11 protein-coding genes are annotated in these 14,472 nt (G+C 56.7%); 8 read left to right on the top strand and 3 right to left on the bottom strand.

Going from position 1 to position 14,472, the window contains the following annotated elements; genetic code table 11:
* The first annotated feature begins 82 nt into the window (after positions 1-82).
* From clpP to NLK58_RS04675, 5 genes are all read left to right on the top strand, one after another.
* Positions 83-718, top strand: coding sequence for an ATP-dependent Clp endopeptidase proteolytic subunit ClpP (gene clpP, locus NLK58_RS04695; RefSeq protein WP_117617482.1), 636 nt, complete (start codon positions 83-85; stop codon positions 716-718).
* A 76-nt stretch (positions 719-794) separates the two neighbouring features.
* Complete coding sequence (gene clpX / locus NLK58_RS04690; protein ID WP_117617481.1) at positions 795-2,078, top strand: ATP-dependent Clp protease ATP-binding subunit ClpX; 1,284 nt, start codon at positions 795-797, stop codon at positions 2,076-2,078.
* A 171-nt stretch (positions 2,079-2,249) separates the two neighbouring features.
* Complete coding sequence (gene lon, locus NLK58_RS04685) at positions 2,250-4,667, top strand: endopeptidase La (protein ID WP_117617480.1); 2,418 nt, start codon at positions 2,250-2,252, stop codon at positions 4,665-4,667.
* 238 nt (positions 4,668-4,905) lie between these two features.
* On the top strand, positions 4,906-5,178 hold the full coding sequence (locus NLK58_RS04680; protein ID WP_008174603.1) for an HU family DNA-binding protein: 273 nt from the start codon (positions 4,906-4,908) through the stop codon (positions 5,176-5,178).
* A gap of 156 nt (positions 5,179-5,334) precedes the next feature.
* Entirely contained in the window at positions 5,335-7,182 is a 1,848-nt protein-coding gene (locus NLK58_RS04675) for a SurA N-terminal domain-containing protein (protein WP_117617479.1), read from the top strand.
* Between the two features lie 228 nt (positions 7,183-7,410).
* Here NLK58_RS04675 and NLK58_RS04670 read toward each other — a convergent pair whose 3' ends face one another.
* The gene (locus tag NLK58_RS04670) at positions 7,411-8,289 is read right to left on the bottom strand and encodes a MurR/RpiR family transcriptional regulator (RefSeq protein ID WP_117617478.1); all 879 of its coding nucleotides are present in this window, start codon (positions 8,287-8,289) and stop codon (positions 7,411-7,413) included.
* Positions 8,290-8,501: 212 nt separating this feature from the next.
* Between NLK58_RS04670 and zwf the strand changes: the two genes are divergently transcribed.
* The 3 genes from zwf to NLK58_RS04655 are packed head-to-tail and all read left to right on the top strand — an operon-like array spanning position 8,502 to position 11,360.
* The gene (zwf, locus tag NLK58_RS04665; protein WP_117617477.1) at positions 8,502-9,977 is read left to right on the top strand and encodes a glucose-6-phosphate dehydrogenase; all 1,476 of its coding nucleotides are present in this window, start codon (positions 8,502-8,504) and stop codon (positions 9,975-9,977) included.
* A complete protein-coding gene (gene pgl / locus NLK58_RS04660) occupies positions 9,970-10,683 on the top strand; it encodes a 6-phosphogluconolactonase (protein ID WP_117617476.1) in 714 nt (237 codons plus the stop codon). The genes zwf and pgl overlap by 8 nt, the downstream gene beginning before the upstream one ends.
* A gap of 29 nt (positions 10,684-10,712) precedes the next feature.
* Positions 10,713-11,360 carry a bifunctional 4-hydroxy-2-oxoglutarate aldolase/2-dehydro-3-deoxy-phosphogluconate aldolase gene (locus NLK58_RS04655; protein ID WP_117620274.1) on the top strand — a complete coding sequence of 216 codons (648 nt, stop codon included), beginning with the start codon at positions 10,713-10,715 and terminating at the stop codon, positions 11,358-11,360.
* 454 nt (positions 11,361-11,814) lie between these two features.
* On the opposite strand, the gene pyk is transcribed toward NLK58_RS04655, so the two are convergent.
* Both pyk and gap read right to left on the bottom strand, forming a co-directional pair.
* The gene (gene pyk, locus NLK58_RS04650; RefSeq protein WP_117617475.1) at positions 11,815-13,263 is read right to left on the bottom strand and encodes a pyruvate kinase; all 1,449 of its coding nucleotides are present in this window, start codon (positions 13,261-13,263) and stop codon (positions 11,815-11,817) included.
* Positions 13,264-13,331: 68 nt separating this feature from the next.
* Entirely contained in the window at positions 13,332-14,336 is a 1,005-nt protein-coding gene (gene gap / locus NLK58_RS04645) for a type I glyceraldehyde-3-phosphate dehydrogenase (RefSeq protein ID WP_117617474.1), read from the bottom strand.
* Positions 14,337-14,472 lie beyond the last annotated feature (136 nt).

The following is a 14,472-nucleotide window of genomic DNA, read 5'->3' as shown; positions in this document are numbered from 1 at the left end:
GGCAAAGTATGGGGTACAACATTACTGAAACTGCCGTGGCACGAGTCCACGACCTATTGTTCTTAAGGAGTCCAGTCGCATCATGACGCAGAAACCAATTGATGGCCCCGCAATGGTGACCAGTTCCGGACTGGTACCGATTGTTATCGAGCAGACAGCTCGCGGCGAGCGGTCGTTCGACATTTATTCCCGTCTGCTCAAAGAACGGGTGATCTTCATGGTGGGCCCGGTAGAGGACCACATGGCGAACCTGATTGTGGCTCAGCTCCTGTTCCTGGAATCGGAAAATCCGGACAAGGACATCCATCTCTACATCAACAGCCCGGGTGGTTCTGTGACTGCGGGGATGTCCATCTACGACACCATGCAGTTCATCAAGCCGGATGTCGCCACTCTGTGTGTCGGCCAGGCGGCCAGCATGGGCGCCTTCCTGCTCGCCGGTGGCGCGGCTGGCAAGCGCGCCTGCCTGCCTAACTCCCGCGTGATGATCCATCAGCCGCTGGGTGGTTATCAGGGGCAGGCGACGGATATTGAGATCCACACCCGTGAGATTCTCAAGATCCGGCACACCCTGAATTCAATCCTGGCCCATCATACCGGGCAGGATCTGGAGACCATCGCCAAGGACACCGACCGTGATAACTTCATGGATCCGGCGCAGGCGAAAGAGTATGGGCTGATTGATTCAATACTTGATAAGCGCGTACTGAATAAATAATACTGGAAGTAATCGCATCATACTTGTCCGGCGTATCAGGCTGTGACGCCGGCAAAACGAGATCAGAGGTATTTCAATGGCAGATGAAAGAAACGGCAGGGGCGACGATAGCGGCAAGTTGCTGTACTGCTCGTTTTGTGGAAAGAGCCAGCATGAAGTCCGTAAGCTCATTGCAGGGCCCTCGGTGTTCATCTGCGACGAGTGCGTCGACCTGTGCAATGACATTATCCGGGAAGAAATCCAGGAAAATGCACAGGACGAGCCGAGCGATCGCCTTCCTACGCCGGCCGAAATCCGCATTACCCTTGACGAGTATGTCATCGGCCAGGACCGCGCCAAGGTGGTGCTGTCAGTTGCAGTTTACAACCACTACAAACGTCTTCGTTATGGAGAGGGCAAGGGCGATGTTGAACTCGGCAAGAGCAATATTCTGCTGATCGGTCCAACGGGTAGCGGTAAAACCCTGTTGGCAGAAACCCTTGCGCGCATGCTGAATGTCCCGTTCACCATTGCCGATGCCACAACACTGACTGAAGCAGGTTATGTCGGTGAAGATGTCGAGAACATCATCCAGAAGCTTCTGCAGAAATGTGACTACGATGTCGACAAGGCCCAGCGGGGTATTGTTTACATCGACGAGATCGACAAGATTTCCCGCAAGTCAGACAACCCTTCCATTACCCGGGACGTTTCCGGTGAAGGTGTGCAGCAGGCATTGCTGAAGCTGATCGAGGGCACCGTTGCCTCGGTTCCGCCCCAGGGAGGCCGGAAGCATCCGCAGCAGGAATTCCTGCAGGTGGATACCGGAAACATGCTGTTTATCTGTGGCGGTGCCTTTGCCGGGCTGGACAAGGTCATCCGTGAGCGCACCGAGAAGAACAGCATTGGCTTCTCCGCCTCCGTGGCCAGTCAGGACGATGCCAAGAACATGGGCGATGTCATCAAGGACGTGGAAACCGAGGATCTGGTCAAATACGGCCTGATTCCCGAATTCGTTGGCCGTCTGCCGGTGGTCGCAACGCTCAACGAGCTTGATGAGGAAGCATTGATCCAGATTCTGACCGAGCCCAAGAACTCCCTGACCAAGCAGTATCAGAAGCTGTTTGATATGGAAGGTGTCGAGCTGGATTTCCGGGATGATGCGTTGCGGGCGGTTGCCAAGAAGGCCATGGTGAGGAAAACCGGTGCCCGCGGATTGCGGTCGATCATGGAAGCAACGCTTCTGGATACCATGTACCAGATTCCGTCTGAACATGATGTCTGCAAAGTTGTGATCGACGAAAGTGTGATCAGTGGCGATTCCGATCCCTTCAAGATCTACGCGAGCAGTGATCACGCCAAGGCGGTTCCTGAGGATTGAGCCCGTTCAGATGAGCGGCCAAGTCAGACCGGGGGTCAGATGAACGCGTTCATCTGACCCCATTTTAGTTACGCCATTCCCCTGCTTTCCCTCCGGTAAAAATATTGCAATTTACGTCGGCGCCCCAATGAAGGGTGATATGCTGAAAGAAATATCGTCAGAGGATTCCCTATGACCCGGATACCCGAAAATGCCGTGCACGAATACCCGCTGCTCCCGCTGCGAGACGTAGTGGTGTTTCCGCACATGGTGGTCCCGCTGTTTGTGGGCCGAGAAAAATCCATTCAGGCTCTCGAAGCCGCCATGGAGGGAAGCAAGGAAATTCTTCTGGTTGCCCAGAAGGATGCTTCCACAGATGAGCCGGGCCCCAGGGATGTATTTGATATGGGCACCCTCGCCACCGTTCTGCAGATGCTCAGGCTGCCGGACGGCACCGTGAAGGTGCTGGTTGAAGGTAACGCCCGCGCCACCATCAGTGACATTGCTGAAGGCGAGTACCTCTCGGGCGGTGCCGTTCTGATGGATGAAGAGAGTCTGCCGGAGCGTGAGGAAGGGGTGCTCATCAAGACCTTGATGGACGAGTTCGAGAAGTACGTGAAGCTCTCCAAAAAGATACCCTCGGAAGTGTCCAGTGCGCTGACCGGGATTGAAGAACTAGAGCGCCTGGCCGATACCATGTCCGCCCATCTGGAAATGCGCATCCCGGAAAAGCAGGAGCTTCTGGAAGCCCTGGATATCCGCAAGCGCGTTGATCTGTTACTCGGCAAGCTTGATGGCGAGATCGACCTGATTGAGGTTGAGAAGCGCATTCGTGGCCGCGTGAAAAAGCAGATGGAACGCAGCCAGCGCGAGTACTACCTGAACGAACAGATGAAGGCTATCCAGAAGGAAATGGGTAACCTGGGCGAGGGCAATAACGACTTCGAAGAGCTTGAGCAGAAGCTGGAAGAAGCCGGCCTGCCTGAGGAAGCCCGAAAGAAAACAGAAACAGAACTGAACAAGCTGAAGATGATGTCACCCATGTCTGCGGAAGCCACCGTGGTCCGGGGTTACATCGACTGGATGCTGGCGGTGCCCTGGAAAAAGCGCAGCCGTGTTCGTCATGACATAGAGAAAGCCCGTGAAATCCTGGACAGGGATCATTACGGCCTGGATGAAGTGAAGAAGCGCATCCTGGAATACCTGGCCGTTCAGAGCCGTGTGAAGAAGGTGAAAGGCCCGGTGCTTTGTCTGGTCGGCCCTCCCGGTGTTGGTAAAACCTCACTGGGGCAATCCATCGCCCGTGCCACCAACCGCAAATACACCCGTATGGCGTTGGGCGGTGTGCGTGATGAAGCCGAGATTCGCGGCCACCGGAAAACCTACATTGGTGCGCTGCCGGGCAAGCTCCTGCAGAAGCTGTCCAAGGTCGGAGTGAAGAACCCGCTGTTCCTGTTTGATGAAATCGACAAGATGGGTATGGATCACCGCGGCGATCCGGCGTCAGCGCTGCTTGAGGTGCTTGATCCGGAGCAGAACCACACGTTCAACGATCACTACCTGGAAGTGGACTACGACCTTTCCGATGTGATGTTTGTGTGTACCTCAAACTCCATGGACATTCCGCCGGCCTTGCTGGACCGCATGGAGATTATCCGCATTCCGGGTTATACCGAGGATGAGAAGGTTAACATTGCCCTGCGTTACCTGCTGCCCAAGCAGATCAAGGCCAACGGGCTGCGTAAGGACGAGTTGAAACTACCGGAGGAAACGCTTCGGGACCTGATCCGTTACTACACTCGGGAAGCAGGCGTTCGTGGCCTTGAGCGCGAGATCGCGAAAATCTGTCGCAAGGTGGTGCGCAACCACGTTGAGAGTGGCGACAAAGCCTCCGTAACGATAGTGCAAGAGATGCTTGAGGACTACTCAGGGGTCAAGAAGTTCAAATACGGTCTTGCGGAGGAGAAAAACGAGATCGGCCAGGTAACCGGCCTGGCCTGGACCCAGGTGGGTGGCGAGCTTCTTCACATTGAGTGTGCGCTCACCCCGGGCAAGGGCCGTGTGGTCAAAACCGGCTCCCTCGGCGATGTCATGCAGGAGTCGATTCAGACTGCGCTGACGGTGGTTCGCAGCCGGGCACCGGGTCTCGGCATTGCCGATGACTTCCATGAGAAGCACGACCTTCACGTCCATGTTCCCGAGGGCGCAACGCCAAAAGACGGCCCGAGCGCTGGTATTGGCATGTGCACGGCACTGGTTTCCGCGCTGACCAAGATTCCGGTTCGGGCCGACGTTGCAATGACCGGCGAGATCACCCTGAGAGGTCGCGTGTTGGCCATTGGCGGGCTCAAGGAAAAGCTGCTGGCAGCGCACCGAGGAGGCATCAAGACGGTTATAATCCCGGATGAGAATGTCAGGGATCTCAAGGAGATACCGGATAATATCAAGGAATCCCTGGAGATTCGACCGGTGAAATGGATTGATGAGGTTCTGGACATTGCACTGGCTTATCCGCCGGAGCCACGGGCCGGGGATTCGTCACGGGAAACCGGTTCAGGTAAGCCGCGTGATGAAGAAGGCGATGCGTCAGAACGCATAAATACACATTAAAGCCTTGATGAGTTGTTGACACGCCAGAGAGCCCATTGGTATAACTGTTTCGCCGTGAAGCAGCCAATACCAAGGGCTCCCGCGCAGTAAGTGCCTATTCCGAACACCGGTTTAAAGCCGCAAGGAATAAGAAAACTGAAGAATGGAATTCTCTGACCGCTTATGCGATAGTCGAGAACGCCCGAGAAAAAACAAACCAACCTATAACATCTTCAACCTGAAATCGAAGGGGTTTAGTGTGAACAAGTCCGAACTTATCGATGCAATTGCAGAGTCCGCAGATATCTCCAAAGCCGCCGCTGGCCGTGCTCTGGACGCAATGACCAACTCCATCACCGGAGCCCTGAAAAAAGGCGATCAGGTAACCCTGATCGGTTTTGGTACCTTCTCCGTAAAAGAGCGTGCTGCCCGTACCGGTCGTAACCCGCAGACTGGTGCCGAGATCAAAATTCCGGCCTCCAAAGTGCCTGGGTTCAAAGCAGGCAAGGCCCTGAAAGACGCCGTTAAGTAACGGTTCTTTCTCCGGTGGCTCCTGTCACAGGGAGTCACCCAAGAAGAATTCAAGGCGCATTCCGAACCGGGTGCGCCTTTTTACGTTAAGCCGGACCGTAACAGCACGCTGAAACCAATAACACTGCACGACCTTGAACAGGGATTCGGGAGAAACATGCTTCAAGATATTCGGGAAAATGCCCAGGGCACGATTGCCAAGATTATTATTGGCGTACTGATTGTGTCGCTATCCATCTGGGGAATGGACGCCATTATCGGCGGATTCTCTGGCGAGCCTGAAGTGGCAACCGTCAATGGCGAGGATATTACTGAGCGGGAGTTCCTCCGCGTGGTTCAGATGGAAAGCCAGCGCCGGCTATCCGCAATGGAAACCCCCGATCCGTCCTTGCTCAATGAAGACCAGATTCGTAAAGACGTTCTCGATTCCCTGATCCGGGAGCAGGTTCTGATTCAGGATGCCAATGCCCAGGGTCTTGCGCTCAACGACGCTGACGTTGACGCGCTGATCACCCGGATGCCCCAGTTCCAGGTAGATGGCCAGTTCAATCGTGACCGCTTTGTTGCCACGGTTCGCAACATGGGGATGGGTGTCTCAGAATTCCGTGAGGCAATGCGGAAGCAGTATGTTCTCAACCAGATCAGGGCAGGCATCATCCAGAGCGCTGTTGTTGCTGATGAGAATGCAGCCCAGCTTTTACGCATCCAGAATCAGACCCGGAGTTTTCGGGTTCTCGACATTCCTGCCAGTGCGGTTGCAGACACTGTTTCAGTGACCGATGCTGACGTTGAGGAATTCTACCAGCAGAACGCAGGCGCGTTTCAGAAGCCTGAACGGGTGGATGCGGCGTACATCACGCTTTCCCTGGGAGCGTTGGCTGAGAAAATAGAGATCAGCAATGAGGAACTCCAGGCTTATTATGAGCAACGTGCCGCTGATCTGGCCAGTGAGGAGCGCCGTGCGTCCCATATCCTGATCGAGGAGGGCAGCGAAGCCGACCAGACCATGGCAACCATCCAGAAGCGTCTGGAGGCCGGAGAGTCGTTTGCTGACCTGGCGAAGGAATACTCCATTGATACCATCTCGGCGCAAGATGGTGGCGATCTTGGCTATGCTGGCCGGGGTATCTACGATGAAGCCTTTGAAGAGGCTCTGTTTGCCCTTGAAGAAGGCGAAATTTCCGAGCCGGTACGGACGTCATTCGGCGTCCATCTGATTCGTCTGGAGGACGTCCGACAGTCCGAGGTACCGTCGCTGTCGGAGATTGGCGGTCAGTTGCGTCGGGAACTGGCCCGTGACAAGGCACGAGAGCGTTTTGCCGAGGTTCGGGCCCAGCTCGCGGATTCCGCCTACGCGGCAGACGATCTGGCCGGACCTGCGGAAGAACTTGGACTGGAAGTGCGTGAAGCCAAGGGAATCGCCCGGGAAGGTGGTCAGGCACCGTTTGATCACGGCGGCCTGGTTCGGCAGCTGTTCTCCGAAGACGTGCTGGAGGCGGGTTACAATACCGAGCTGATTGATGTGGGCGACAATGTGTCCGTTGTGGCGCGGGTACGCGAATACCACGAGGCGGAGCAGCTGCCTCTGGCAGAGGTTCGTGAGAATATCCGGGCGACGCTGGAACAACGCAAGACCCGTGAAGCCCTTGTTGAAAGGGCGGATGCAATCATAGCGGATCTTGAGGCGGGAGAGCCTGTTGAGAGCGTGGGGGAATGGGTCAGCTACGAGAGTCTGGCCAGAAACTCCTCCGAAGCAGCCCCCGCTGTGATGCAGCAAGCGTTTTCGCTGCCGCGTCCGGGTGAAGGCGAAGCCCGCTACGGCAAAACGGTGACAGCGAATGCTTCCTCCGTTGTAGCACTGGAAGCAGTCAAAGACGGCGAGGTTGCCGACGACGGCACGGAACTGAACCAGCTTCGCGATTTCCTGGCATCGCTTGAGGGGCAGCGGGAGTATGCCGCCTATCAGCAGTTCCTGAGAAATCAGGCCGAAGTAGATCGCCCCTGATTTTCGCCAGGAAAAAGGGCGCCGCCTGGCGCCCTGCGGATGTAACAGCGCGGTTGTAAAAGAAGGCCCGGCGTAATATTTCGCCCGGGCTTTTTTTATTCAGCCTTCTTGATATAGGTCTGAGACACTTGGCCGGAGGCGTCAGAGTAAAAGCCGTATACTGCGGATTGGGGGCGCAGGAGGATAAGCCCCTCTATTGGTCGCTTTGCTATTTTTCTGTGGCGGTGGTCAGATTTCGTTTGGCGGGAACCGGGTGGGCTTGAGGCTTTCCTTGATCTTCTTGAGATGGCCGAGGAAATCCGCGCCGCGCTTGAGGGTTACGCCGGTTGCCAGAATATCGATAACGGTCAGGTGAATGATGCGTGACGACATCGGCATGTAGACCTCGGTGTCCTCTGGCGCGGTAACGCCCAATACCACCGTGCAGGTTTCCGCCAGGGGCGAGTCCGGATTTGTGATGCCGATCACAGTGGCGCCGTTGGCGCGCGCCAGCTGGGCAATGTCCACGGTTTCCCGGGTCCGGCCGGTGTAGGAAATCAGCACGATCACATCACCGACGTTGGAGCCTGCGGCAACCATTCGCTGCATCAGGGCATCGTCGTAGGACATGACCGGGATATTGAAACGGAAAAACTTGTGCTGGGCGTCCAGTGCGACCGAGGCGGAGCCGCCCATGCCGAAGAAATTGATCTGTTTGGCCTGGATCAGGTAGTCAATAGCGGTGGCCAGTGCTTTCGGGTCCAGCGCCTGGCGGGCCTTGTCCAGGCTGGCAATGGTGCTGAGCATGATCTTGTCGGCGAATTCGGCAACGGTGTCGTCGGGTTCGATATTCTGGCCGATGTAGGGGGTGCCGGTGGCAATGCTCTGCGCCAGGCGAATCTTGAAGTCCGGGAACCCGGTGGCCGAGAAGCCCCGGCAGAAACGGTTAACCGTAGGCTCGCTGACGTCCGCCGCCCTCGCCAGGGCGGCTATGCTGTATCGGGTGGCCGCGCTTGGATCGCGGAGAATGGCTTCGGCCACTTTCCGTTCGGATTTGTTAAGGCTGTCCAGCCTGGACTGGATGTCCTCAAGCAGATTGTCGTCACGGTGCGCCTGGTTCGCGGCCATCAATGGTACTCCCTGAATCTTGGGCGGTCGTTATCGTAAAAAACGCGCTGATTATACCGCTTTTTTCCAGCTTTTTGGGTAGTAAAAATATCATGAAACGCAGTTTTTTCTTGGAAAAATCCTTCTTTGATGCCATTATTTGTTTAAAATTACTACATTAAGGTCTGTCGGTGAGTTCTTGCCGTCGACTGTCCACCAGAGAGAAGGAACCAATGGTCAACAAGATTACTACCCGTTGTGACCTGATACTATTTGGCGCGTTGGGCGACCTCGCCCAGCGTAAACTGTTCCCGGCCCTTTACCAGCTGGAGCGCGCAAACCTGCTGGCCGATGGTAGCCGGGTGCTGGCGGTTGCGCGCACTGACGCTGATACTGAAACCGTGCGCCAGCAGTTGCTTGAGAAGCTCAAGCAGCATGTAAAGCCGCAAGAGTTCGATCCGGCCCTGGCGGAAACCTTTCTGCAGCGTGTCGATTATCAGGTTCTGGATTTTAACGATTCTGAAGGGTTCAGTGTCCTCAACGAGTGGCGTGATGATGCCCACAACGAGCTCATCGTTTACATGGCAACGCCGCCATCCATGTATGGCGTCATCGCCAGAAACCTTCGTTCGGCCGACTGCTGCACCGAAAAGACCCGGGTAGTGGTTGAAAAGCCGATCGGCCACGACCTGGAATCCTCGAAGGTCATCAACGACGAGCTGGGTGAGGTTTACAACGAGAACCAGCTGTTCCGTATTGACCACTACCTGGGCAAGGAAACGGTTCAGAATTTGATTGCCCTGCGGTTCGCCAACAACCTGTTTGCGTCCCAGTGGGATCAGAATCACATCTCCTACGTAGAAATCACAGTGGCAGAGAGTGTCGGCATCGAAGGCCGCTGGGGCTATTTTGACAAGGCCGGCCAGATTCGCGACATGATCCAGAGCCATCTGCTCCAGTTGCTGTGCCTGATCGCCATGGACCCGCCCTCGGACCTGTCCGAGGACAGCATCCGGGACGAAAAAGTGAAGATTCTGAAGGCATTGAAACAGATTACGCCGGACATGATGGACAGCTATGTGGTTCGTGGTCAGTACACCGCCGGTACCAGCAATGGCAAACCTGTTCCGGGCTACCTTGAAGAAGAGGGCGCCAACAAGGGCAGCGCCACCGAAACCTTTGTGGCACTGAAAGCCGAGATCGACAACTGGCGCTGGTCCGGCGTGCCCTTCTATATCCGGACCGGCAAGCGCCTGCCCGAGAAGCTGTCGCAGATCATCATTCACTTCAAGCCGGCGCCGCACTACATCTTTGACCCGGACCAGAAGCACCTGGCCAACAACAAGCTGATCATTCGCCTGCAGCCGGATGAGGGCATGTCCCTGAAGATCCTGACCAAGGACCAGGGTCTGGACAAGGGCATGCGCCTGCGCCAGGGCCCGCTTGAGCTGACCTTCTCTGAAACCTTCGATACGGACCGTATTCCCGACGCCTACGAGCGTCTGCTTTGGGAGGTGATGAAGGGTAATCAGTACCTGTTTGTACGCCGGGACGAAGTGGAACACGCCTGGCGCTGGGTGGACCAGGTTATCCAGAACTGGAAAGACTGCGGCGAACCGCCCAAGCGTTACGCCGCCGGAACCTGGGGCCCCGTTGCATCCATCGCCATGATCACCCGGGATGGAAGGAGCTGGTATGAGGATGTCTGATCTGCGGTTGCCCGAGGGCGTGCAGGCCCGGTTCGGAGAAACCCCGGATGAAGTGGCCCTGAACCTTGCCGACGCTGTCGCTGAATTTCTGGCTGTTCGCCTGAAACAAGCGCCGCGGGCCAGCCTTGTTGTTTCCGGCGGCTCCACGCCCCTGCCGTTTTTTAAGGCGTTGTCTGATAAGAACCTCGACTGGAGCAGGGTAGACGTTCTGCTGGCGGACGAGCGCTGGGTAGACGAAGACGACCCTGCGAGCAATGCCCGTCTGGTGAGGGGCAACCTGCTGCAGAACCACGCAGCATCGGCTCGATTTCTGTCCCTCAAACAACCCGGCGCCACGCCCGCAGAGGGGTTGGGTGCAGTGAAAGCGGAGCTGGCGGACCTGGCCCTGCCACTGGACGTGCTGGTTCTGGGCATGGGTAACGACGGCCACACCGCCTCCCTGTTTCCGGACGCCCCGGAACTGGCCCACGCCATGAGTCCGGAGTGCCAGGATATCGTTTCTGCTGCAACACCGGCATCCCAGCCCCAGAAGCGCATTACCCTGACCTGGCCGCCGCTTAGGGACGCACGATTCACGGCTTTGCACCTCAAGGGTGAGGACAAACTGGACACCCTGGAAAAAGCAATTTCCGATATGGACAGGGTTATGGAAATGCCCGTCAGGGCCTTCCTGAAACCCGGTCTGCAAGTGTTCTGGAGTCCCTGAAACGCCCTGAATCGATTATGGAGAAGATTATGAGCCAACTTTCCGATTATCATCGCGAGCGAGTCAGGGCGGTACTGAATTCCTCCCCTCTGGTACCGGTGATCACCATTAACGACATCGACGACGCCGTGCCCCTGTGCCAGGCGCTGGTCGATGGTGGTATCAACGTTCTGGAAATTACCCTGCGAACCAGGCACGGTATCCAGGCCATCGAAAACGTCCGCAAAGCCATCCCGGACGCCTGGGTAGGTGCGGGCACCGTCACCAGCATCGCCCAATATCGCCAGGTCGAAGCCGCCGGCGCCCAGTTCGTGATTACCCCGGGCGTTACCGAGGCCATCCTGGAATTCGCCCTGACCTCCGAAGCGCCGCTGTTGCCCGGTGTTGCTACCGTCTCGGAATTGATGGTCGGCTACAACCTGGGCTACCGCGAGTTCAAATTTTTTCCGGCCGAAGTCGCCGGCGGCATCCCCGCCCTGAAAGCCTTCGGCGGCCCCTTCCCGGACGTCACCTTCTGCCCCACCGGCGGCATCCGCCGCAACACCGCGGCAGACTACCTGACCCTCGGCAACGTCCAGGCTGTTGGCGGCACCTGGTTGACGCCGCCTGATGTGGTGGCGGCCAAAGACTGGTCGCAGATCACCGAAATTGTGCGTGGTAGCCTGGCTGATCTTTGATCCGTGGTCTGTTCCTTCTAGCCTGTGAGTATTGGAGTAGGCGCACTTTGGGGCGGGGCTTCCGGGAAACGCTACGAGCACATCCATGTGCGCTTGAGGCTGGCCGTCCCTGGCCAGCCACATTCCCGCAAGCCCCGCCCCAAAGAGCTCTGTCTGACCGAACGATATCGCGTAGCAAATCAATGAAAGCCGGGTGGTCGGATTGGATTCAGTTGTATTTCGACCTATATCCATTGCGGAAAATCGTTCACCCAGGGATTTTTCAGAAAGGAAGGATGGAGGTAGTGGGGTTACCGTTTCCAAAAATGTCTGTGGCCATGGATGGCCGGAGTCAAGCCACAGGGACGTGCTTGGAGCGGTTTTGGGCAGGGGCTTTCCTCCGCTGCCAGGCACTCAACCATCAGACTACAAGGTCAAGCACCAATAGCAGCGGGCTCAAGAAAAGAAACGATAATCAGCGAATATCAGAACCAACCCGAACAATCTTCATGGTATTGGTTCCGCCCTGGGCATTCACATAATCACCCTTGGTAATCACCACCAGGTCGCCTTCCCTGACCGCCTCACGGTTGACCAGTTCAGACACCGCCAACGCATTGGTCCGCTCATTCGGAATCTTTGCCGAATCAAACGGAATCGTCTGAACACCCCGGAACAAGGCAACCCGATGCTGGGTTGAGTGATGGCGCGAGAACGCAAAGATCGGCAAGCTGGACTTGATGCGGGACATCAGTCGGGGCGTGGCGCCGGTTTCGGTCATGCAGATGATGGCCGAGACGCCCTCCAGGTGGTTGGCGGCGTACATGGCAGACAGGGCGATGGCCTCATCTACCTCTTCCATGCTCTCGTGAATCCGGTGCTTGGACTGGTGCATGGAGGGGTGCTTCTCCGCGCCCAGACAGATACGCACCATGGCTTCCACCGCTTCTTTCGGGTAATCACCCACGGCGGTCTCGGCAGAGAGCATCACCGCATCGGTGTAGTCCATCACCGCATTGGCAACGTCTGAGACTTCCGCCCGTGTGGGCATCGGGCTGGTGATCATGGATTCCATCATCTGGGTTGCGGTTATCACCGCACGGTTGAGGACCCGGGCCCGGGAGATGATGTGTTTCTGGACGCCTACCAGCTGGGCATCGCCGATCTCAACGGCAAGATCGCCTCTGGCAACCATCACCGCGTCGGAAGCCTCGATAACCGCATCCAGTGCTTCCACATCGTCGGCAAGCTCGGCACGTTCGATCTTGGCGACGAGGCCCGCATCGGAGCCTGCATCCCGGAGCAGGCGGCGGGCAATGTGAATGTCCTCCGCCGTCCGGACAAAGGACACGGCAACGTAATCGGCGCCCAGCCTGGCTGCGGTAACGATGTCCTGTTTGTCTTTCTCGGTGAGCGCCTCGGCAGAAAGCCCGCCGCCACGCTTGTTCAGGCCCTTGTTGTTGGAAAGGGGGCCGCCGATCAGTACCGTTGAGGTGATGCTGTGCTCAGCCACGGATTGAACTTCCATTTCGATACGGCCGTCATCAAGGACCAGAATATCGCCGGGCTCCACGTCCCGGATCAGCTGCTCGTAATCGATTCCGACTCTTTCCCCGGTGCCGGCTTCCTTGTCCATGGCGGCATCCAGGATGAAGGTCTGGCCGGCTTTCAGCGTAACCTTGTTTTCTGTAAAGCGGGCAATACGGAGTTTCGGACCCTGCAAATCGGCCAGGAGAGCGACAAACCGCCCTTGCGCAGCAGCAGTTTCACGAACGCGGCGGGCGCGGCCGATGTGCTCCTCTGCGCTGCCATGGGAAAAGTTCAGTCGGGTGACGTCTACGCCCGCCGCAATGATCGCGGCCAGGGATTCCGGCGAGTCGGTTGCTGGGCCGAGGGTGGCGACGATTTTGGTACGCCTGAGCATGGTTGGTGTCCTTTGGTTCTTCAAAATGTTCTCGAACAGAGTAGCGGAATAACTCGGGCTGGCCAGTTTTACTGGCCGGCGTTGATCAGGGCGACGGCATTATCCAGCATGCGATTCGAGAAACCCCATTCATTATCGTACCAGGCCATGACTTTTACATGACGACCCAGGACCCGGGTGTGGTTGGCGTCGAAAATGCTTGAGAGTGCGTTATGGTTGAAATCCACGCTCACCAGTTTCTCGACGTTGTAGCCCAGAACCGGGTTCTTCTCGGCGGCGGCCTTCACGGCGTTGTTTACTTCTTCCACCGTTGTCTCCCGGCCGGCAATAAAGCCGAAATCCACCAGCGATACGTTGATGGTGGGCACCCGAACGGCCAGGCCGTCCAGCTTGCCTTCGAGTTCCGGAATGACCTTGCCGATTGCCGCAGCAGCGCCGGTCCTGGTTGGAATCATGGACTGGGTGGCCGAGCGTGCGCGGTAAAGGTCGGAATGGTAAACGTCGCTCAGTTTCTGGTCGTTGGTATAGGAGTGGATGGTTGTCATCAGGCCACTCTCGATGCCAACGGTCTTGTGCAGAGCCTCAACAACCGGGGCCAGGCAGTTTGTGGTACAGGAGGCGTTGGAAATGATGTCGTGTTCGGCTGTCAGCTTACCATGGTTCACGCCATAGACCACCATGGCGTCTGCATCCGGGCTTGGGGCCGATATGATGACTTTGTGGGCGCCGGCTTTCATGTGTGCCGCCGCCTTGTCTCGTCTGGTGAACAGGCCGGTGCACTCGAAGACAACATCCACACGGTAATCTTGCCAGGGCAGTTCTTCCGGGTTGCGCAGTGCGGTGGTGGCAATCCGGTCTCCGTTTACGGTCAGGGATTCTGCGTCGTGGCTGACATCGGCACTAAAACGGCCATGAACACTGTCATACTTGAGCAAATGAGCGTTGGTCCCGGCGTCGCCCAGGTCATTGATGGCAACAACCTGCAGCTGGCTCCGGTAGTTATTTTCATACAATGCTCTCAGAACATTGCGACCGATGCGGCCAAAACCGTTGATTGCGATACGGATCGTCATTGTCTGACTCCTTGATGGGTCGTTTTTGTTCGTTTAATTCATTAGATGTAGTAAATATAACAACAAAAAAAGAATAAATGAACGATTAAAAGGTGGAAATACCAAAAAAAGAAAGTAACATTACGTCTAAAAACGA

The organism is Marinobacter metalliresistant (genome assembly GCF_038098645.1).
GTDB lineage: Bacteria > Pseudomonadota > Gammaproteobacteria > Pseudomonadales > Oleiphilaceae > Marinobacter > Marinobacter metalliresistant.
This window is presented reverse-complemented; position numbering and strand designations above follow the sequence as displayed.

Bases quoted from the DNA above. Each gene is read 5' to 3' on its own strand.
- NLK58_RS04675 (WP_117617479.1), top strand. From the start codon at position 5,335: ATGCTTCAAGATATTCGGGAAAATGCCCAGGGCACGATTGCCAAGATT.
- clpP (WP_117617482.1), top strand. From the start codon at position 83: ATGACGCAGAAACCAATTGATGGCCCCGCAATGGTGACCAGTTCCGGA.
- pyk (WP_117617475.1), bottom strand. From the start codon at position 13,263: ATGCTCAGGCGTACCAAAATCGTCGCCACCCTCGGCCCAGCAACCGAC.
- NLK58_RS04655 (WP_117620274.1), top strand. From the start codon at position 10,713: ATGAGCCAACTTTCCGATTATCATCGCGAGCGAGTCAGGGCGGTACTG.
- gap (WP_117617474.1), bottom strand. From the start codon at position 14,336: ATGACGATCCGTATCGCAATCAACGGTTTTGGCCGCATCGGTCGCAAT.
- NLK58_RS04670 (WP_117617478.1), bottom strand. From the start codon at position 8,289: ATGGCCGCGAACCAGGCGCACCGTGACGACAATCTGCTTGAGGACATC.
- clpX (WP_117617481.1), top strand. From the start codon at position 795: ATGGCAGATGAAAGAAACGGCAGGGGCGACGATAGCGGCAAGTTGCTG.
- zwf (WP_117617477.1), top strand. From the start codon at position 8,502: ATGGTCAACAAGATTACTACCCGTTGTGACCTGATACTATTTGGCGCG.
- pgl (WP_117617476.1), top strand. From the start codon at position 9,970: ATGTCTGATCTGCGGTTGCCCGAGGGCGTGCAGGCCCGGTTCGGAGAA.
- lon (WP_117617480.1), top strand. From the start codon at position 2,250: ATGACCCGGATACCCGAAAATGCCGTGCACGAATACCCGCTGCTCCCG.